Annotated in this window: 20 protein-coding genes; 12 read left to right on the top strand and 8 right to left on the bottom strand. The window is 63.3% G+C overall.

The genetic code is table 11. From position 1 onward, the window contains the following. Position 1: 1 nt before the first annotated feature. Complete coding sequence (locus tag LB559_RS32425; RefSeq protein WP_013528879.1) at positions 2–541, bottom strand: hypothetical protein; 540 nt, start codon at positions 539–541, stop codon at positions 2–4. Next, positions 535–888, bottom strand: a complete 354-nt coding sequence (locus LB559_RS32420) for a hypothetical protein (protein ID WP_013528880.1) — start codon at positions 886–888, stop codon at positions 535–537. Before LB559_RS32420 ends, LB559_RS32425 begins: the two co-directional genes overlap by 7 nt. 324 nt (positions 889–1212) lie before the next feature. Between LB559_RS32420 and LB559_RS32415 the strand changes: the two genes are divergently transcribed. Beyond that, entirely contained in the window at positions 1213–2184 is a 972-nt protein-coding gene (locus LB559_RS32415; protein WP_013528882.1) for a helix-turn-helix transcriptional regulator, read from the top strand. Positions 2185–2246: 62 nt separating this feature from the next. Here the strand turns inward: LB559_RS32415 and LB559_RS32410 are convergent, their stop codons facing one another. Then, positions 2247–2672 (bottom strand): OsmC family protein, encoded by a 426-nt coding sequence (locus LB559_RS32410; RefSeq protein ID WP_224675873.1) that lies wholly within the window; start codon positions 2670–2672, stop codon positions 2247–2249. A 220-nt stretch (positions 2673–2892) separates the two neighbouring features. Here LB559_RS32410 and LB559_RS32405 point away from each other — a divergent pair, with 220 nt between their 5' ends. From LB559_RS32405 to LB559_RS32395, 3 genes are all read left to right on the top strand, one after another. Beyond that, positions 2893–3114 carry a hypothetical protein gene (locus LB559_RS32405; RefSeq protein WP_024504996.1) on the top strand — a complete coding sequence of 74 codons (222 nt, stop codon included), beginning with the start codon at positions 2893–2895 and terminating at the stop codon, positions 3112–3114. After that, on the top strand, positions 3111–3467 hold the full coding sequence (locus LB559_RS32400; protein ID WP_063173350.1) for a YciI family protein: 357 nt from the start codon (positions 3111–3113) through the stop codon (positions 3465–3467). The genes LB559_RS32405 and LB559_RS32400 overlap by 4 nt, the downstream gene beginning before the upstream one ends. Positions 3468–3607: 140 nt before the next feature. Next, complete coding sequence (locus LB559_RS32395) at positions 3608–4135, top strand: hypothetical protein (protein WP_224675872.1); 528 nt, start codon at positions 3608–3610, stop codon at positions 4133–4135. A gap of 10 nt (positions 4136–4145) precedes the next feature. Here LB559_RS32395 and LB559_RS32390 read toward each other — a convergent pair whose 3' ends face one another. Continuing rightward, positions 4146–5405 carry a ubiquinone biosynthesis hydroxylase gene (locus tag LB559_RS32390; RefSeq protein ID WP_224675871.1) on the bottom strand — a complete coding sequence of 420 codons (1260 nt, stop codon included), beginning with the start codon at positions 5403–5405 and terminating at the stop codon, positions 4146–4148. Positions 5406–5503: 98 nt separating this feature from the next. Between LB559_RS32390 and tesB the strand changes: the two genes are divergently transcribed. From tesB to LB559_RS32355, 7 genes are all read left to right on the top strand, one after another. Next, the gene (gene tesB, locus LB559_RS32385; RefSeq protein ID WP_013528888.1) at positions 5504–6379 is read left to right on the top strand and encodes an acyl-CoA thioesterase II; all 876 of its coding nucleotides are present in this window, start codon (positions 5504–5506) and stop codon (positions 6377–6379) included. A gap of 217 nt (positions 6380–6596) precedes the next feature. Next, a complete protein-coding gene (locus tag LB559_RS32380) occupies positions 6597–6935 on the top strand; it encodes a P-II family nitrogen regulator (protein ID WP_013528889.1) in 339 nt (112 codons plus the stop codon). A 31-nt stretch (positions 6936–6966) separates the two neighbouring features. Continuing rightward, positions 6967–8322, top strand: coding sequence for an ammonium transporter (locus LB559_RS32375; protein ID WP_013528890.1), 1356 nt, complete (start codon positions 6967–6969; stop codon positions 8320–8322). 325 nt (positions 8323–8647) lie between these two features. Then, on the top strand, positions 8648–8923 hold the full coding sequence (locus LB559_RS32370; RefSeq protein WP_013528891.1) for a hypothetical protein: 276 nt from the start codon (positions 8648–8650) through the stop codon (positions 8921–8923). A gap of 259 nt (positions 8924–9182) precedes the next feature. Next, the gene (locus LB559_RS32365) at positions 9183–11864 is read left to right on the top strand and encodes a DNA translocase FtsK (protein WP_224675870.1); all 2682 of its coding nucleotides are present in this window, start codon (positions 9183–9185) and stop codon (positions 11862–11864) included. A 151-nt stretch (positions 11865–12015) separates the two neighbouring features. Next, on the top strand, positions 12016–12699 hold the full coding sequence (locus LB559_RS32360) for an outer-membrane lipoprotein carrier protein LolA (RefSeq protein ID WP_024505000.1): 684 nt from the start codon (positions 12016–12018) through the stop codon (positions 12697–12699). Positions 12700–12871: 172 nt separating this feature from the next. Further along, positions 12872–13678 (top strand): exodeoxyribonuclease III, encoded by an 807-nt coding sequence (locus LB559_RS32355; RefSeq protein ID WP_013528894.1) that lies wholly within the window; start codon positions 12872–12874, stop codon positions 13676–13678. Positions 13679–13706: 28 nt separating this feature from the next. Here the strand turns inward: LB559_RS32355 and LB559_RS32350 are convergent, their stop codons facing one another. The 4 genes from LB559_RS32350 to LB559_RS32335 all read right to left on the bottom strand — a co-directional run bounded on the left by LB559_RS32350 (position 13707) and on the right by LB559_RS32335 (position 17205). Further along, the gene (locus LB559_RS32350) at positions 13707–14381 is read right to left on the bottom strand and encodes a hypothetical protein (RefSeq protein ID WP_224675869.1); all 675 of its coding nucleotides are present in this window, start codon (positions 14379–14381) and stop codon (positions 13707–13709) included. A 266-nt stretch (positions 14382–14647) separates the two neighbouring features. Next, the gene (locus LB559_RS32345; protein WP_224675868.1) at positions 14648–15730 is read right to left on the bottom strand and encodes a glycosyltransferase family 9 protein; all 1083 of its coding nucleotides are present in this window, start codon (positions 15728–15730) and stop codon (positions 14648–14650) included. A gap of 214 nt (positions 15731–15944) precedes the next feature. Next, positions 15945–16400 (bottom strand): Crp/Fnr family transcriptional regulator, encoded by a 456-nt coding sequence (locus LB559_RS32340; RefSeq protein WP_013528897.1) that lies wholly within the window; start codon positions 16398–16400, stop codon positions 15945–15947. Between the two features lie 121 nt (positions 16401–16521). Then, on the bottom strand, positions 16522–17205 hold the full coding sequence (locus tag LB559_RS32335; RefSeq protein WP_013528898.1) for a response regulator transcription factor: 684 nt from the start codon (positions 17203–17205) through the stop codon (positions 16522–16524). Positions 17206–17349: 144 nt separating this feature from the next. Here LB559_RS32335 and LB559_RS32330 point away from each other — a divergent pair, with 144 nt between their 5' ends. Next, complete coding sequence (locus LB559_RS32330) at positions 17350–17886, top strand: L,D-transpeptidase (protein ID WP_181172690.1); 537 nt, start codon at positions 17350–17352, stop codon at positions 17884–17886. Positions 17887–17913: the final 27 nt, after the last annotated feature.

Here is a 17913-nt window from a genome sequence, read left to right as displayed (position 1 = left end):
CTCACCTCCTCGAGTAAACGCCGCTCGCTTCGCCGTCGGGGTCGATCAGCCGCAACTGGTTGCCGTCCAGTTGCCAACGCAAGGAGACCGGCTTCAGGTCACCGGGCTTGAATTTCCAGAGGCCCGTGAGGTCGGGCCGGCAACCATTGACGGATTTGTAGGTTCCTGCCGTCGGCGTGAAAACCAGGGTCGAACCGCGCACGGAGGCCTTGCCGGTTTTCAGGGTCAGCGACCGGACCTGACCGCAGCCGTCGACCAGAGACGATTGGAACAGCGCGTAATAGGTGCGCCCGTCAGCCCCGAAGGTAAAGGTGACGCTGCCGCCGCTGCCTGGATCGCAGTTGCTGAATGTGTCGCAATAATTGCCGCTGGCAACTGCAAAACCCCACTTGCCGACAAGCGCTGCCGGCATCGCACCGAGGCGCGAGCGTGTCGTCGGTCCCTTGCCCTGGCCGTAAGCGCCGCCGGCGCTGAAGGCCAGCCAGCCGGCAAGCCCGACAAGTGCCGCCCGGCAGGCGTGGTGTGACGAGGCCCTCAACATCCTTTGCTCGCAACAAGCTGCCGGAGATAGACAAGCCGCGTGCCGATGACATTGTTGACGATCGCCGTCTTGCCGGCCGGCGCCATGCCGCCGTATTTCTTGACCGACGGCCCATGGTTCTTCGCCTCTTCGTAACCTGCCATCAATTGCCGCAGATCCGCACAGGACATCGAGGCGTACTTCGCCTGCTCCTGCGGGCTGATGACGCTCGATTGCGCCATGCCGGCGGAGTTGGCCGCCGCCATGCCGGCCATGCCGACGACCGCAGAAACCGGGTTGATGCCGACGCAGCCCGATAGGCCGAGGCACAGGACCGGTGCCGCCAGGACTGTATGCCGGACGCTCATGGCCGTCGCTCCCCACACGGCCGGTTCGGATCGCGATGGTCGGCGACGGTTCCGCCGAGAGCGATGGACAACAGATAGACGCGTGGATTGAAGCCTGCCGAGGCGAGCCCCGACAGTGTCCTGAACAATTGCAAATGATACATCGAACCCCCTTGTGGCTGTTTGCGATGCGCTTCCTGATCGGAAACGCGCTGCAAACTAGGTCCGGCAAAAGCGGGCAGCTTGGACGCAGCGGCCCTAAAAACGGCCCAAACGGCCCTGTATTGACGTTTTCGGAGGCGCGGCGCATATCACGCCGCTTCTAATTGACCTGAGGCATGGGGGATGCCGGTGACGGCGACGATGGGGCCAACCGCCTCGTTCCGACTGATGACGGACGCGCTTCCGGAGCGGGATCGCGTCGAGGTCATGCGCGAGGTCTATGGCCGCACGGTGCTCAAGGTCGATCTCGATCCACTCGGCCCGACGCATGTCGATATGCAGGTGCGCGCGTTGCCTGGACTCGGCATCGCCACGGGCACGTGTTCGGAATTTCGCGTCCATCATTCGACGTCGCTGATCGACAGCGACGATCTCGTCCTCCTGGTCGCCCTCGATGGCGCAAGCGTGATGAAGCATCGCGGCCGCGAGGAGCCGGTCGGCAACGGCCAGGCGCTGATGATGAGCGGCGAGGAGGTCGGCCTCAATGTCATCCAGCCAGGCGGTCTTCGCTTCGTCAATATGAGCTTCTCGCTCAAGGCACTGTCACCGCTGATCGGCGACCCGGCGCCGGCGCTGATGCAGCCGCTGCCAACCTCCGGCGGGGCGATGCGGCTGCTGCTCGACTATGTCAGGTCGATCCAGGATGCCGGCGACGTGCTGACCCCGGAGGCCTGGCATCTGGCGACGACGCATATTTTCGATCTCGTCGCTCTGGCCATGGGTGCCACCCGAGACGCGGCAGAAATCGCCCGGGGCCGAGGCGTGCGCGTGGCGCGGCTGCGTGCCATCAAGGCCGAAATAACAGCCCATGGCGGCGACCTGTCGGCCGAAGACATCGCCCGCCGTCACCGCCTTTCGGCCCGCTACATCAGAAAACTGTTCGAGAGCGAAGGCACGTCGCTGTCGGATTTCATGCTGTGCCAGCGCCTGTTGCGCGCGCATCGGATGCTCAGCAATCCTCGTCATGCCGGACGCAGCATCACGGCGATCGCCTTCGAGGCAGGCTTCAACGACCTCTCCTATTTCAACCGGGCGTTCCGGCGGCGCTACGGCGCGACGCCATCGGATGTGCGGGCGGCCGCGTTGAAGGGCTGACCGCAAACGAAAACGCCGGCCCAAGGGCCGGCGGTTTCTGGATGAATTTGCCGTTCGGGCCTTCAGCCGAGCTTGGCGTCGAGCGATACGTTTATGGCGCCGAGCGCCTTCGAGACCGGGCAGCCGGCCTTGGCCTTTTCGGCCAATTCCTTGAACTTCGCCGCGTCGATGCCCGGGACCTTGCCGACCACTGTGAGGGCGCTGCCGGTGATCCCGGTGCCGGGAACCAGCGTCACCACGGCGTTGGCGTCGAGTTCGGTGGCCGGCGTGCCGTTCTCGGCCAGGAAATGCGAAAACTGCATGGCAAAGCAGCCGGCGTGCGCCGCCGCGATCAGCTCTTCAGGGTTGGTGCCGGATTTGCCGCTCTCGTCCTCGAAGCGGGCTTTGAACGAATAGGGCGTGCCCTTCAGGGTTCCGCTCTGGGTGTCGAGCGTGCCCGTGCCCTCTTTCAGATTGCCTTTCCAGACGGCGTTTGCGGTGCGGTCCATGAATTCCTCCTTATTACAGCGGTGGCGCCGGCCAGGCGGCGTTCCTCCCAACTATAGCGCGGGCGCGAGGGAAGGCCACCGCGCTGTTTGCGCGCGCATGCAGCACCCGCGAGCCGCACCGAATCTTTTCTGAAAAAATGTACGTGCAAGAATGTCGACTTGCATCGGCCCCGACCGTCCTGCGGGCGGCCACGGATTCTCGTGGCGGATGGAGGTTCGCATGAACAATCTGTTTTCTGCCCATTGGACAAGCACCTGCCGAACGGCCGATCCAGGGAAAAGCGACCCGCTGCATGTGCCGCCCTCCGGCTTCGGCCGGCTGCTTGCGGCAGTTGCAATCATCGGCATTGCGGTCAGCCTTCTCGACCATGTCGCTGCCGGCAAGAACTCAACCGATACCGTGATCGCCTATGGTTCGTCACAGCAAGGGAGCTGGAAATGAAATATGTCTGTCTGGTCTATGGCGAGGAGAACGACCTCCATGCCATGACGCCGGAGCGTCTGGCCAAGCTCGATGCCGATTCGATGGCTCATGACCGGTCATTGGATCATCGTGGGGTGCTGATCGTCGCGCAGGCGCTGCAATCGGTGAAAACGTCGAAGACGGTGCGGCGACGCCAGGGCAAGCGGCTGATCACCGACGGCCCGTTCGCCGAAACCAAGGAGCAGTTGCTTGGCTTCGTCATGATCGAGGCCGACAATCTCGACCAGGCGCTGGAGATCGCCGGCGAGATCCCGCTGGCCGAAATCGGCACCATCGAGGTGCGGGCGATCTACAATGTGCCGGGGTCATAGCCCCCGCCATGTGCTACAGCCACGCGGAAACCAAGGCGTTCGATTGAACGATCGTCCCGGTTCATTTGGTGCGCAACTTTTGCGTGTTGAAGCAAGGCGAGAGTTCTCCTATCGTCGTCGGGGTTCTTGGGGATTTCGACATGCCTTTCCTGATTGCTATCCTTGGCGTGATGGGCGCGGCGGCGTTCTGGTGGTACCGGATGAAGGCGATGAACGACGCGGCTCGCGAGGTTGCGGACGTTGTCGGGCGCGTGCAGGGCAACATCCGTCGCAAGAAGCTGCGCAAGCAGGCGGCTCTGTCGCCTCTGACGGCGATCGATGATCCGGTCGTAGCGGCGGCTACGCTGATCACATCAATCGTCTCCGAGGATGGGCCCATCCTGCCGCAGCGCGAGGCTGTCATCCGCGCGGTGATTTCCGAGATCGCCGACAAGAAGAAGACCGACGAGGCGGTGATCTACGCCAAATGGGCGGCGGCGCAGGTCGACGACACCACCGTCGCCATCGACAAGCTGGCGCCGTTCCTGCGCGAACGCCTCGATGTCGCCGAGCGGAACGATCTGCTGCAGATGGTCAACCGCGCCGCCCAGGGCGGCGAGAAACGCCTCGAAATATCCGACCAGAGGATATTGCGGCTGCGGCAGAAGCTGGGTTTCGAGGTCAACTGAGCGATAGCGCTCAGATCGCCTCGCCCTTCAACAATCGCGGCGTGCTGGCGGACAACCCCGACGCCTGCCGGATAAAAAAATCCTTCAGGCGCGGCATGCGTTCGACAAGGCCGAGGCCGATGTCGCGGACGGTTCGCAGCGGGCCGATATCGTTGGAAAACAGCCGGTTCAGCGCGTCCGTGGTGATGCCCATCTGCACCGTGTCGAAGCGGCGCCACTGCTGGTAGCGCTCGAGGACGTCGAGCGCGCCGATGTCCTGGCCGAGTCGGTCGGCCTCGACGATCACCTCGGCAAGGGCTGCGACATCCTTGAAGCCGAGATTGAGGCCCTGGCCGGCGATCGGGTGTATGCCGTGGGCGGCATCGCCGGCGAGTGCGATGCGGGGCGCGACGAAGGCACGCGCAATGGTCAAGCCGAGCGGCCAGGCGCGCGGCGCATCATTAACGCGGATCTCGCCAAGCTTCAGGCCAAAACGCTGCTCGAGTTCGTGTTCGAACAGGAGATCGTCACCGGCCACCAGCTTCTCGGCATCGGGCGTACGCTCGACCCAGACGATCGACGAGCGGTTGGTGCCGTCCTCACCGGGTTTGAGCGGCAATGTGGCGAAAGGCCCGGCCGGCAGGAAATGCTCTTCGGCGCGACCATTGTGCGGGCGTTCATGCGCTACCGTGCAGACGATGCCGGACTGGCCATATTCCCACTTCACCGTCTTGATGCCGGCCATGTCGCGCAGCTTCGAGTTGACGCCGTCGGCGGCGACCAGCAGCCGCGCCTTCAGCGCCGCGCCGTCGGCGAGATGCACGGTGATGCCACTGCCGTTGGTCTCGAAGCCCTGCACCGCGACGCCTTCGATGATATCGATGCCGAGCCTTTCGGCGCTGGCCCGCAAGGCGCCGTTCAGCACCTTGTTGGCGACCATATGCGCAAAGGGCTCGCCCGGCGCCACTTCGCCGCCGAAGGTCAGGAAGACCGGACGCACCGGATCGGCGGTGCGCGAATCGGTGATGATCATCTCAGTGATCGCCTGCGCCTGGGGTGCGATCTCGGCCCACACGCCGAGCTGGTCGAGCATGCGGCAGGCGGCAGCGGCAACCGCCGAGGCGCGGCCATCCCTTTGCCAGGCGCCAGCAGGTGCCGCATCGACGAGAGCGATGGCGAGGCCCGGTCGCGCCTGTTTCAGCGATACGGCGGCGGCCAGGCCGACATAGCCGGCGCCGGCGACCAGGACATCGAGCCCGGATCTGTTTTTCGTGTCCGCCTTGCGTTCCATCATCTTCGCTCCTGCGCGCCGGCCGGGTCTTGCGCCCTTGACTGCCTGTCCGTCCTGTCGGAAACCGCCATAACACTTCTGCGGCGAGGGCGCGAAATATGACGGCAGCCATGGACGAGCTTCTCGGCATTCTCGACCTCGAGAAGCTGGAACACAATCTGTATCGTGGTCGCAGCCCGCTGCTCGACTGGCAGCGCGTGTTCGGCGGCCAGACCATCGCCCAGGCGCTGGTGGCGGCGCAGCGGACAGTGGATCCCGACCGGTACGTGCATTCGCTGCACGGCTATTTCATGCGGCCCGGCGACACCAAGGTGCCGATCGTCTACGAGGTCGACCGCATTCGCGACGGCGGCTCCTTCACCACGCGGCGCGTGGTGGCGGTCCAGCACGGCCAGGCGATCTTTTCGCTCGAAGCCTCGTTCCAGCAGGATGAGGTCGGCCTGGAGCACCAGGTGCCGATGCCGCAGGACGTTCCGGGGCCGGACACATTGCTGTCGCAACGCGAATTGCTGGGCAAATTCGGCGAGGCGGTGCCCGATGGCATCAAACGCTACTGGGAGCGCGACCGGCCGATCGAGATGAAGCCGGTGATGCTGAAGCATTACACCAGCCGCGAAAAGCTGGAGCCAAAGCAGAACATCTGGATCCGCACCACCGGTCCGGTGCCGGCGGACCGCGCCATCCAGGCAGCGGTGCTCGCCTATCTCTCCGACATGACGCTGCTCGACACATCGACCTTCGCGCATGGCCGCGCCATTTTCGATCGCGATATCCAGGCGGCGAGCCTCGACCACGCCATGTGGTTCCACCGCAGCCATGCGCTCGACGACTGGATGCTCTACACGCAGGACAGCCCTTCGACGCAGGGCTCGCGCGGCTTTACACGCGGCTCGCTGTTTGCCCGCGACGGTACGCTGATTGCCTCGGTTGCGCAGGAAGGGCTGATCCGGCTCAAGCGATCGCCTGCAGAGTAGGCATTTTTCAAAATTTGCCTAATTTTTAAGCAGGTGTATCGCCGCAGCTGTGGGCAGGTTGCGTCGGCGCACTCCCTAATCTCTTTGTTTACAGTGGGTTAACACCCTGCTTCGGCACTTGGCACGGAGCTTGAATCCTTGTGGGCACTCTCCGGCTCTTTGGGATCGGTGAAGGTGTGCAAACGCGGGGGACCGCAACAGCAAAGGGTGAAACCTTATGAAAATCGTGATGGCAATCATCAAGCCGTTCAAGCTCGACGAGGTACGCGAAGCGCTCACCGCCGTCGGCATCCAGGGCCTGACCGTCACCGAAGTCAAAGGCTACGGGCGTCAGAAAGGGCATACGGAGATCTATCGCGGGGCGGAATACGCGGTCAGCTTCCTGCCGAAGATCAAGATCGAAGTCGCGGTCAGTGCCGACATGGTCGACAAGGCCGTCGAAGCCATCACCGCAGCCGCCAAGACCGGCCAGATCGGCGACGGCAAGATCTTCGTTTTCGGCATCGATCAGGCGGTGCGCATCCGCACCGGCGAAACAGACACCGACGCGCTCTGAGCGGCGATCACGTATTCCAATGGAGAGTTCAATGAATATTCCTTCCACCTTGAAGACGACGGGACGAGCTGCCCTTTTGGGTTCGCTTGCTCTCGCAGCATTGGGCACGGTCGCCGCCTTCGCACAGGAAGCGGCACCGGCCGCAGCCGCGGCCGCGCCGGCTGCTGCCCCGACCCCGGTGCTCGACACCGGCAACACCGCCTGGATGCTGACCTCGACGGCGCTGGTGCTGATGATGACCATTCCGGGCCTTGCGCTGTTCTACGGCGGCATGGTGCGCAAGAAGAACGTGCTCGCCACCGTCATGCAGAGCTTCGCCATCACCTGCCTGGTGACGGTGCTGTGGTTCATGTTCGGCTATTCGCTGGCCTTCTCGGACGGCGGCGGCGTGAACAGCTATATCGGCGGCACCTCGAAGTTCTTCCATCACGGCATCACCACGGCCTCGCTGTGGCTGCCGGGCGTCGCCAACATTCCTGAATTCGTGTTCTCGATGTTCCAGATGACGTTCGCCATCATCACGCCGGCGCTCATTGCCGGCGCCTTCGCCGAACGCATGAAGTTCTCGGCGCTGCTGATCTTCATGGCGTTGTGGCTGCTGGTCGTCTACGTGCCGATCGCGCATTGGGTCTGGGGTGGCGGCTTCCTCGGATCGGCGGGCGTGCTCGACTTTGCCGGCGGTACGGTCGTTCACATCAATGCCGGTGTCGCCGGTCTGGTCTGTGCGCTGGTTCTCGGCAAGCGCGAAGGCTATGGCACCACCAACATGGCGCCGCATAACCTGGTCTATTCGGTGATCGGCGCTTCGCTGCTGTGGGTTGGCTGGTTCGGCTTCAACGCCGGTTCGGAACTGGCAGCCGACGGTCTTGCCGGCGCTGCCATGCTCAACACCCAGGTTGCCACCGCTGCGGCGGCACTGGCCTGGATGTTCGCCGAATGGATCGTCGCCAAGAAGCCTTCCGTGCTCGGCATCATCTCGGGTGCGGTTGCCGGCCTGGTCGCGGTGACGCCGGCTTCCGGCTTCGTCAACCCGACCGGTGCCTTCATCGTCGGCATCGTCGCAGGCGTCGTCTGCTACCTCTCGGCGGTCAAGGTCAAGCACATGTTCGGCTATGACGACTCGCTCGACGCCTTCGGCGTGCATGGCGTCGGCGGTGTGGTCGGCGCTCTGCTCACCGGCGTGCTCGCCGACCCGGCGATCAACAGCCTCGGCGCAGGTGCTTCGCTCGGCAAGCAGATCTACGGCGTTGCCGTCACTATCGTGTGGACCGGCATTGCCACCTTCGTGCTCCTCTACATCGTCAAGGCGCTTGTCGGCCTGCGCCCGACGACCCAGGAAGAGGTCGAAGGCCTCGACATCTCCCAGCATGGCGAAGTGGTGCCGTAAGGCCAGCTTGGCCAAGGGGCCGGCGGAACCCTCCTCCCGCCGGCCCCATATCTCCACGCAATTCCGAATGGAAAGCGCTGCACAGTTCTCCTGGAATTGCTTTGAAAGATCCCGTCGTGACGCTCCCGAAAGGAGTTCACGCATTGAGGCCCGGATCGCATCCGGGCCTCTTTTTTTGGCAAGCCATTCCGGCAATGCCCGGCTTCACGCAATCACGTTCGCGTGATCATGTTTTTTGAGGAAACAACGACCGCTCTGGTTCCGAACCGTGGGGACGATCGTCGTTCTGACGCTCGTGCCAAACAACAGGGAAGGAAACCATCTCATGAACCTCAAGAACATCTGTCTCGGAGCGCTTGCTCTTTCCATGATCGGCGGCGTGGCGTTTGCCGGTGCTCTGGACGAGCCCGACAACATGGCGCCGTTCTTCACGGATTCCGGCATGAAAACCATGAAGCCGATGGCGGACTTCAAGACAGCTTTCATGGCCATGCCGATGGAAAAGCAGGAAGCGATGAAGAAGGAATGCCAGGATGCGGCGATGAGCAAGCCGCATGCGGAATTCTGCGCCAATGTGCAGGCGCTCGGCGGCGCCAACTGATTTGCCGCGATCGGGCCGAGACCCGATCTCTGTTCAGACGACCAATGGCGGGCCGGCAGCCCGCCATTGTTTCGTTCGATGGAGCTCCATCGGTCCGTCGTCCAACATTGCCTCATACGCCTCAACCGGCGGTAATGAGGTTTGAGCGTCTCAACCTCTTATAGTTAATGCGCCCTTAACCTTCCCACCGATAGTCTGAGACCCGAATCTGCCGGAGTGCGCCACGCACCCGGCGAGTCCACGACAGACGGGGAAGAGCATGCGTTCAGGGGCTTCAGCACCGCTCGCGCTGGCCGATACGGGGCACGGCATCCAGGCGTTCGCGCGGCGTCAGGTGGGGCGGCTGGTTGGCGTCGGCCTGTTCGCGCTGGCCGCCTTTGGCGTTGCCAGCCTTGCCACCTGGAATGTCGCCGATCCGAGTTTTTCCCACGCGACGAACAACACCGTCACCAACGCCATGGGCTATGCGGGTGCCGTGTTCTCCGACCTCGCCATGCAGTTCTTCGGCCTCGCCGCCGTCGCCGCCCTGGTTCCGACGGTCATCTGGGGCTTCCTGCTGTTTTCCGCGCGCGGCGTCGACAGGCTGCCCAAGCGCGGGTTGTCCTGGTTCGGCTTCGCGCTGCTGGCCGCTGCGATGGTCGGCTGCGTGGTGCCGCCCAAGACCTGGCCGCTGCCCACCGGCCTCGGCGGCGTGTTCGGCGACATGGTGCTGAAGATCCCCGGTGTCGTCATCGGCGGCTATCCGACCGGGCTGATCGCCAGCATCATCGCCATCCTGCTTTCGGCGCCCGCACTGTGGCTCTTTGCCCATGGCTCGGCGCTGATCGGACGCAAGAACGGCTTTGCGGTGATGGAGGACGAGCCCGCCGTCGATCCGCGCGAGGACGACCTTTTGTTCGACAATGACGAGGACGAAGGCGACGAGGGCATCCTGGCGCTCGGCGCCATCACCCATTGGTGGCTGTCGCTGCGCGCGTGGATGCACCGCCGCGCCGTGCGCCGCAGGCAGGAGCGGGACGAGTACGAGTACGAGCCGGAGATGGAGCAGCGCTCCACCGCCTGGCGCCGCGCGGCCGAACGGGTCGAATCGGCCGAGTTCGCCGAGCAGCGGATGAGCCAGGATGGCCGCGCCCGCGTCGAGCCGGAATTCTTCGCCGCCATGGTCAATGACCGCAGCGCCTCGCTCGACCCCGACGATGCCGATATCTTCGACGACCGCTTCGACAATGCGGGCGAGGATGCCGATTTCGACGATGAGCCTGTCGTGCAACGCCGCGGCGCGCCGACCGCCAAGGTACAGCCGTTCCGTTCCGATGCCGCCACGCGCGTCGAGGCGCCGGCGGCGCGCCCCGTGCCAGGCGCCCGTGTGCAGCGCGAGGCGCAGACATCACTGATCGGCTCTGAAAAATTCGAAATGCCGTCGCTGCACTTCCTCTCCGAGCCGAAGAACGTGGTGCGCGACGCCAGCCTGTCCAAGGACGCGCTGGAACAGAACGCGCGCCTGCTCGAAGGCGTGCTGGAGGATTTCGGCGTCAAGGGCGAGATCATCGCCGTCCGTCCGGGTCCGGTCGTCACGCTCTATGAGCTCGAACCGGCGCCCGGCATCAAATCGTCGCGCGTCATCGGCCTGTCCGACGACATCGCCCGCTCGATGAGCGCCATCGCCTGCCGCGTCGCGGTGGTGCCCGGCCGCAACGCCATCGGCATCGAACTGCCGAACGCCAAGCGCGAAACCGTCTATCTCAGGGAGATCCTGGCCAGCCGCGACTTCGAGACGACGAAGGCCAAGCTGGCACTGGCGCTGGGCAAGACCATCAATGGCGAGGCGGTCATCGTCGACATCGCCAAGATGCCGCACGTGCTGGTCGCCGGCACCACCGGCTCGGGCAAGTCGGTCGCCATCAACACCATGATCCTGTCGCTGCTCTACCGGCTGACGCCGCAGGATTGCCGCTTGATCATGATCGATCCGAAGATGCTGGAACTCTCGGTCTATGACGGCATCCCGCATCTGCTGACGCCCGTCGTCACCGATCCGAAGAAGGCGGTGGTGGCGCTGAAATGGACCGTGCGCGAGATGGAGGACCGCTACCGCAAGATGTCCAAGGTCGGCGTGCGCAACATCGACGGCTTCAACGCCCGCGTCAGCCAGGCGGACAAGAAGGGTGAGAAGATCTCGCGCACCGTTCAGACCGGCTTCGACCGCCAGACCGGCGAGGCGATCTACGAGACCGAGAACCTCGATCTCGAGCCGATGCCTTATATCGTCGTCATCATCGACGAGATGGCCGACCTGATGATGGTCGCCGGCAAGGACATCGAAGGTGCCGTGCAGCGCCTGGCGCAGATGGCGCGCGCCGCCGGCATTCATGTCATCATGGCAACGCAGCGGCCGTCGGTTGACGTCATCACCGGCACCATCAAGGCCAATTTCCCGACCCGCATCTCCTTCCAGGTGACGTCGAAGATCGACAGCCGCACCATTCTGGGCGAGCAGGGCGCCGAGCAGCTGCTCGGCATGGGCGACATGCTCTACATGGCCGGCGGCGGCCGTATCCAGCGCGTGCACGGCCCGTTCGTCGCCGATGAAGAGGTCGAGAAGATCGTCGCGCATCTGAAGCTGCAGGGCGTGCCGGAGTATCTCGACGCCATCACCGAGGATGATGGCGAGGATGACGACGAGCCGTCAGGCAAGGGTGGAGCGAGCGGCGGTGGCGGCAACAGCAATTTCGAGGATTCCGACGATCCTTACGATCAGGCGGTCTCCGTGGTGCTGCGCGATGGCAAGGCCTCGACCAGCTATATCCAGCGCCGGCTGGGCATCGGCTATAACCGCGCTGCCTCGATCATCGAGAAGATGGAGAAGGAAGGTATCGTCGGCCCGGCCAACCATGCCGGCAAGCGCGAGATCCTGGTGCCGACCGAAGAGGACAAGTTCTGACCAGAAAGCCTGACCCTTGTGACATCCCGGTCCGGCAACCTTGAACCTTTCAAGGCGTTGAAGCGACGGAGGGACGCCCGACCCGCCAAATTTCAGCCCAACTGGGGGTCCAAGCACAGAACAACTCAGGAATCAGACGAGAGTGACCGACATGAAAAACGATCTTTCAGCGCTCAGCACATTTGCTCCCTCCCGGCGTCAGTTGCTGGGCCTCGGCCTGGCGTTTGCGGGGGCGGCAGCCTTCAACGCGGTGCCCGGCTTCCAGGTGCTGGCCTCGGCGCAGGCGGCTGTGCCGGCCGCTGCGCAGAAGATCGCCGACCACTTTTCCTCGGTCAAATCGATGAGCGGCGAATTCGTGCAGTTCGGCCCCAAGGGCGAGCAGACCGGCGGCAAGTTCTTCCTCGAACGGCCAGGCAAGATCCGCTTCAACTACGACGGCTCTTCGAACTTCCGGGTGATTTCAGACGGCCAGTCGGTGGTCATCCTGAACAAGAGGCTCAACACGTCCGATCTCTATCCGCTGTCGAAGACACCCTTGAAGCTGCTGCTCGACAACAGGATCGACCTCTCCGGCGACCGCGTCAAAAGCGTCAAGCAGGAGGACGACCTCACAACCATCCAGCTCGCCGACAAATCGGTGTTCGGCAATTCGAAGATCACCATGATGTTCGATCCGAAAACCTTCGACTTGCGGCAGTGGACGATCACCGACGCGCAGGGCAAGGATACGACGGTGATGATCTTCAACACCAAGGAAGGCGTCAGCTTCGCGCCGGATACTTTCGCCATCGACTACACGGCGAACCGCGAGCTCAACACCAACAAGGCGCGCTAGCTTCAAACGCTCCAATAGCTGTGGAAAGCACCGGGCCGCGCCTCGTCGAGCGTTGCCCGGCTTGTCTTTGCGGCTTGCGGCTGGCAATTTCCCGGACCGACTCCGTCAAAAGGCGTCTTCCCCGCCGGGACCCATCGGTTCTGGCCGGTTGCACGCTGTCCTGGATTGCCAAATGCCCTTCTCCATCGCCACCTGGAACATCAACTCCGTTCGCCTTCGCATGCCGATCGTCGAGCGCCTGCTCGTCGAGCATGCGCCCGACGTGCTGTGCCTGCAGGAAACCAAGGTTCCCGACGAACTGTTCCCCGAGAAGGCTTTCCGCAAGCTCGGCTACGAGCACATCGCCTTCCATGGCCAGAAGGGCTACCACGGCGTAGCAACCGTGGCGCGGCGGCCGATCGAATTGGTTGAAAAGCGACGCTTTTGCGAAATCGAGGACAGCCGGCACCTCTCGGTGACGGTGCGGGCCGGCGGCAAGGCGATCCTGCTGCATAATTTCTACGTCCCGGCGGGCGGCGACGAACCGGATCCCGTCATCAACAGGAAGTTCAAGCACAAGCTCGATTTCGTTGCCGAGATGAATGCCATCCGGGCAGAACATGACGAGGTGTCCGGCTCGGTGCTGGTCGGCGACCTCAACATCGCCCCGCTCGAACATGACGTCTGGTCGCACAAGCAATTGCTCAACGTGGTCAGCCACACGCCGGTCGAGACGGAAAATTTCGAGGCGATGCGTCGCGCCGGCAACTGGGTCGACCTGATGCGGCTCAACGTGCCGGATGAGCAGAAGCTCTATACCTGGTGGAGCTATCGTGCGCAGGATTGGGAGCTGTCCAATCGCGGCCGCCGCCTCGACCACGTCTGGTCGTCGCCGAACCTTGTGCCTAGCTTTTCCGGCTACGAGATCCTGCGTCTGGCGCGCGGCTGGGAGCGCCCGTCGGACCATGTGCCTGTCATCGCGCGGTTCGATCTGGACTAGTCTGGTCGAAAATGCCCGCGTGCGGCAGTCAGTCTGTAGAGTTGGGACCGGCTGGATCCACCCACGGACGGCCCAATCGTGTCACCATCGCCGCGTACCCAACGGCACCTGCCGCCCAAAGGAAGATGCCAAGCTCTTTGACGACGTCCTCGGCGATGGCGGCCGCAGAACCGGGGGTAGGAAACAGCTCTCCGAGCTGGTCGATCGATGCTGACATCGCCAGCAGGAAGCCTGCGGCCACAAAGATGATCGTGCCGTCGAATCTTTTTCGTCGCAGCCGGAAGAACCAGAACAACCCGGCGGCGGCGTAGGCAATCATCGGAACGATCTCTGGTATCCCAACAATGGGCAGCACGTCCTCATGGATCAACAACAGGTCATCGAGGCCCAAGAGGAGGGTAAGGCCGCCGAGAAACGTGCAATCCCATCGGCGCGTGAGCAGGCCAGCAAACAGGGTTGCGGCGCCGGAGCCGATCCATAGCGAAGCACCCAGGGACGAAATCCACCCCGTATAGAAACCGACTCCGGCGGCTGCGGATGGATCTCGATAAAAGATCCACGCGTCCAGACCACGAATTTGCGCGACGAACAGCGCGGCCAAGAGCATCGCAACGTTGATCGCCGCCGCCGCCACCACGACCAAGCGCCAGGCTATTGTCCATTCGCCGCCATGCTTTGTGTTCGGCGCGCTGTTCTCTGGCATTTGCTATTCTCATAGAGGACTGAGAGGAACTCCATTGGAATCAAAGATCAAGAAGTGCTGACCTATGCCTAATCCAGTGCGATGGCTGCCAGCTCTGCCGCGCCGAGAACTCCGCCTGCATTGTGCCGGTGGTCAGCATCGAACGGTTGCAGCGCTTCGCTCTACCGAACCCATTGTACCATGGCGCCGATGTTCAGGGGAGGCCGGCCTGCAAATGCCCGACCTGAATCCAACACGCTTCGAAGCGCGTCCAAATAAATTCGAACTCAAACGGCGCGCTTCACGTCTTCACGCATGTCGTTGCTCCAGGGCTGCTGCGCTGACAGGCCTGCGAGATCCGGCAGATGGGGATGGTCGCGGCGGCGTGTCGCCAGCATCCGTTGCGCCGCTTCGATGATTGTCGGCGCCGGGACATCGGCGACCAGGCCGGTCGGGCTGGCATGGCGGGTCGCGATCACGTCCACGCAGTTCGAAAGCGGCCTCCAACGGGCCATGTTGGCGCCGCCATTGAGGATAACCATCGGCGTCATCACCGTTGCCATGAGATGTGCGGTACCGCCTTCGGCGCCGATGTAAAGATCGGCAAACTCGCCGAGCGCCAGCAAGATGTCACCGATATCGACACCTCCGATCGCGGCGGAATCGACAAGCCGCAGCTTCGGCACGCGCTGAGCCAGCTCAGCCATATCGGGACCGTCGCCGGGGGTTTTCACATAGAGAAGGTTCGCCCCGTCGGCGATCAGGCTGTCGGCGATTGCGGCAACCTGATCCGCCGACATGCGCTTGCTGGCGCTGCCATGCGCCGCGATAATGATCAAGGGAGCATGCTTGTCGTCCGCAAGGCTCCTGGCCGCCGCTCGTGCGGCCGGGCTAGGCTCCAGCCGATGATCGAAAGGCAGCCGCTTGCCGGCAAGGCGTTCGATGAGGCGATGGTAGCGCCAGGCATTGTGCCCGGGTCGTGCTTCAGGCCTGTGACCCAGGCGCCAGGAAAGGGCGAAAGCCGGAAAGTTTGCCTCATAGGCGATGCCGCGGCCGAGCAGTGATGCCGAGGCTTGAAGCAGCCAACGCGCCGAGATGCGGAAATCGACGACGGCCAATTGCCCCTTGCCCTTGCTGTGACCGGCGATCAGGCGCGCCAGGGGCGTCCGCACATTGATCGCATCGACCAAATGGCGGGCATGGCGATTGAGGCTATGTTCAAGGGACGACGACCGGGTGGTTCCGTAGACGATGAAACTGTCGGGGAATGCCGTTCTGGCGGCGCGCAAAGCCGGAATCCGGATCAACCCGTCGCCGAACGCGTCATTGCGGGAATACAAGATAATGGTCTCGTACCGCCCTGATGGCATGGCTCGCTCCTCCCAGGAGCCTGGTGGTGATGGCGCCTGCTGCGCCGGCCGCCTTCGAGGTGCTTTAGGATTTCACCTCTTGCCTGTCAACGGAGCCTTGCCGCTGGATCCGGGCGTCCGGATGGCCGCAGTGCGCCACGACCAGTTCATCGCTGTCGTTGAAAACGCTTCTGCCTTCGGCCGCGAAGCCAGCAGCTTCGTGGGTACGCTAGATTTAGCCGGAGAAGCGCGGCGCCAGTTCCTCGATGCGGCGGATCATCGCCTGAAATTCCTCCGAGATGCGCTGGTGCAGCTTGACCGCGATCTCGGGATATTCCTCCAGGATGCGGCGGAACATCTTGCGGCTGAGGCGCATCACTTCCGAATCGATCTCGGCCGAGGCGCTGGTCAACCGGTTGGTGTCGGCGATCAATGCCAGTTCGCTCAGGATCGTGCCGGGGTCTGCCGTGCCAATCGGGATTCGCTCACCATTCTGCTCCCGGTAGAGCACGATGCGCCCGCTGACAACGATATAGGCGGAATCGGCCTCGTCGTCCTCGCGATAGAGCTTGTGGTTGGCAATCAGCCTGGTGTTCTCGGCGCCAAAGGCGAGCAGGCGCAGTTGTTCCTGCGTGAAGCCCTCGAAGAGCCTCACGGCGGACAGAACGCGGATGTCGTCATCCAGCGCCATCTAGCTATGTCCCCGAACCGACAGTCCGACTCCTCCTCTGCGAGTTCGATCCAAACCACCCTCCAACTGGATCGTACCCGAAAGCGGCCCCGCCCGGCCGCTCATTGGATAATGAAAATGTTTAAGGAACCAGCTTGTAGCCGCCGCTTTCTGTCACAAGAATTTCCGCATTGGAAGGATCGCGCTCGATCTTCTGGCGCAGCCGGTAGACATGGGTTTCCAGCGTGTGCGTGGTGACGCCGGAATTGTAGCCCCACACCTCCTCGAGCAGCACGTCGCGCGTCACCACCTTCTGGTCGGCGCGATAGAGATATTTGATGATCGAGGCCTCCTTCTCCGTCAGCCGCACCTTGCCGCCGCGCGGGTCGAGCAGCAGTTTCTGGCTGGGCTTGAAAGTATAGGGCCCGACCGAGAAGGTGGCATCCTCGCTCTGCTCATGCTGGCGCAACTGCGCCCGAATGCGCGCCAGCAGCACGGCGAAGCGGAACGGCTTCGTCACGTAGTCGTTGGCGCCGGCCTCGAGACCAAGAATCGTATCCGAATCGGTGTCGTGACCGGTCAGCATGATGATGGGCGCCTTGTAGCCGCCCTTGCGCAGGATCTTCACCGCTTCGCGGCCATCCATGTCGGGCAGCCCGACATCCATGATGAGCAGATCGATGAGGCCGCCGCGCGCTGCGGCGACACCTTTTGCCGCAGTCGATTCCTGCAGCACGTCGAATTCCTCGTAAAGGGATAATTGCTCGACCAGCGTGCCGCGCAGGTCATCATCGTCGTCGACGATCAGTATGGTGCGTGAAGTCATGGATCAATCCGTTGTTTTGAAAAGAAAATTCAGTTGACCGCTGCCTGTTTATGCGGAAGCTGACCGGCGTAACAGCCGTTCACAGTGATTTGTTCCGTGGCACGATCATACAAGAAAAAACACGATCGCAATGCAGCCGGCGCAATTTTGCGAAAAGGGCTGCGTGTGCTGACCGTGCGGGCGAGGCCTGGGCATCCAAGCCAGGGCCTGCTGCAGGCCGGGAAAACGGTGTTTGCCTGTGCGCTGGGGCGCGGCGGCATCTCGGCCGACAAGCGCGAAGGCGATGGCGCCACGCCGCTAGCCGCGATGCGGATCCTGTCGGGGTATTTCCGGGGGGATCAGTTCTCCAGCGGCCGCAGGACCCGGCTGGCGATGACGCCGATCGGGCCCGATCTGGGCTGGTGCGAAGTGCCTGACGACCGCAACTACAACAGGCCGGTCAGGATTCCCTATGGCGCCAGCCACGAACGCATGCGGCGCGACGACAGGCTCTACGACGCCTGCCTGGTGCTCGACTGGAACCTGTCGCCGCGCCGGCGCGGACGCGGCAGCGCCATCTTCTTCCATCTGGCGCGCCCCGGCTTCACGCCGACGCAAGGCTGTGTGGCTGTCACGGCGCAAACCATGGCGCGGCTGCTGCCGCTGCTGTCGGACCGGACGGTGGTGAGGGTGGTAAGATAGTAGGGGAGTAGGGGAGTAGGGGAGTAG

This window comes from Mesorhizobium sp. BR1-1-3 (genome assembly GCF_020165455.1).
Lineage (GTDB): Bacteria > Pseudomonadota > Alphaproteobacteria > Rhizobiales > Rhizobiaceae > Mesorhizobium > Mesorhizobium ciceri.
Note: the sequence above shows the minus strand (reverse complement) of the source record. Positions and strands in the feature narration are given on the sequence as shown.

Coding starts and splice junctions, on each gene's coding strand:
- LB559_RS32345 (WP_224675868.1), bottom strand. CDS start 15,730: ATGCCATCAGGGCGGTACGAGACCATTATCTTGTATTCCCGCAATGAC.
- LB559_RS32375 (WP_013528890.1), top strand. CDS start 6,967: ATGAATATTCCTTCCACCTTGAAGACGACGGGACGAGCTGCCCTTTTG.
- LB559_RS32360 (WP_024505000.1), top strand. CDS start 12,016: ATGAAAAACGATCTTTCAGCGCTCAGCACATTTGCTCCCTCCCGGCGT.
- LB559_RS32410 (WP_224675873.1), bottom strand. CDS start 2,672: ATGGACCGCACCGCAAACGCCGTCTGGAAAGGCAATCTGAAAGAGGGC.
- tesB (WP_013528888.1), top strand. CDS start 5,504: ATGACGGCAGCCATGGACGAGCTTCTCGGCATTCTCGACCTCGAGAAG.
- LB559_RS32415 (WP_013528882.1), top strand. CDS start 1,213: ATGCCGGTGACGGCGACGATGGGGCCAACCGCCTCGTTCCGACTGATG.
- LB559_RS32390 (WP_224675871.1), bottom strand. CDS start 5,405: ATGGAACGCAAGGCGGACACGAAAAACAGATCCGGGCTCGATGTCCTG.
- LB559_RS32420 (WP_013528880.1), bottom strand. CDS start 888: ATGAGCGTCCGGCATACAGTCCTGGCGGCACCGGTCCTGTGCCTCGGC.
- LB559_RS32425 (WP_013528879.1), bottom strand. CDS start 541: ATGTTGAGGGCCTCGTCACACCACGCCTGCCGGGCGGCACTTGTCGGG.
- LB559_RS32355 (WP_013528894.1), top strand. CDS start 12,872: ATGCCCTTCTCCATCGCCACCTGGAACATCAACTCCGTTCGCCTTCGC.
- LB559_RS32340 (WP_013528897.1), bottom strand. CDS start 16,400: ATGGCGCTGGATGACGACATCCGCGTTCTGTCCGCCGTGAGGCTCTTC.
- LB559_RS32335 (WP_013528898.1), bottom strand. CDS start 17,205: ATGACTTCACGCACCATACTGATCGTCGACGACGATGATGACCTGCGC.
- LB559_RS32365 (WP_224675870.1), top strand. CDS start 9,183: ATGCGTTCAGGGGCTTCAGCACCGCTCGCGCTGGCCGATACGGGGCAC.
- LB559_RS32370 (WP_013528891.1), top strand. CDS start 8,648: ATGAACCTCAAGAACATCTGTCTCGGAGCGCTTGCTCTTTCCATGATC.
- LB559_RS32350 (WP_224675869.1), bottom strand. CDS start 14,381: ATGCCAGAGAACAGCGCGCCGAACACAAAGCATGGCGGCGAATGGACA.
- LB559_RS32380 (WP_013528889.1), top strand. CDS start 6,597: ATGAAAATCGTGATGGCAATCATCAAGCCGTTCAAGCTCGACGAGGTA.
- LB559_RS32400 (WP_063173350.1), top strand. CDS start 3,111: ATGAAATATGTCTGTCTGGTCTATGGCGAGGAGAACGACCTCCATGCC.
- LB559_RS32405 (WP_024504996.1), top strand. CDS start 2,893: ATGAACAATCTGTTTTCTGCCCATTGGACAAGCACCTGCCGAACGGCC.
- LB559_RS32395 (WP_224675872.1), top strand. CDS start 3,608: ATGCCTTTCCTGATTGCTATCCTTGGCGTGATGGGCGCGGCGGCGTTC.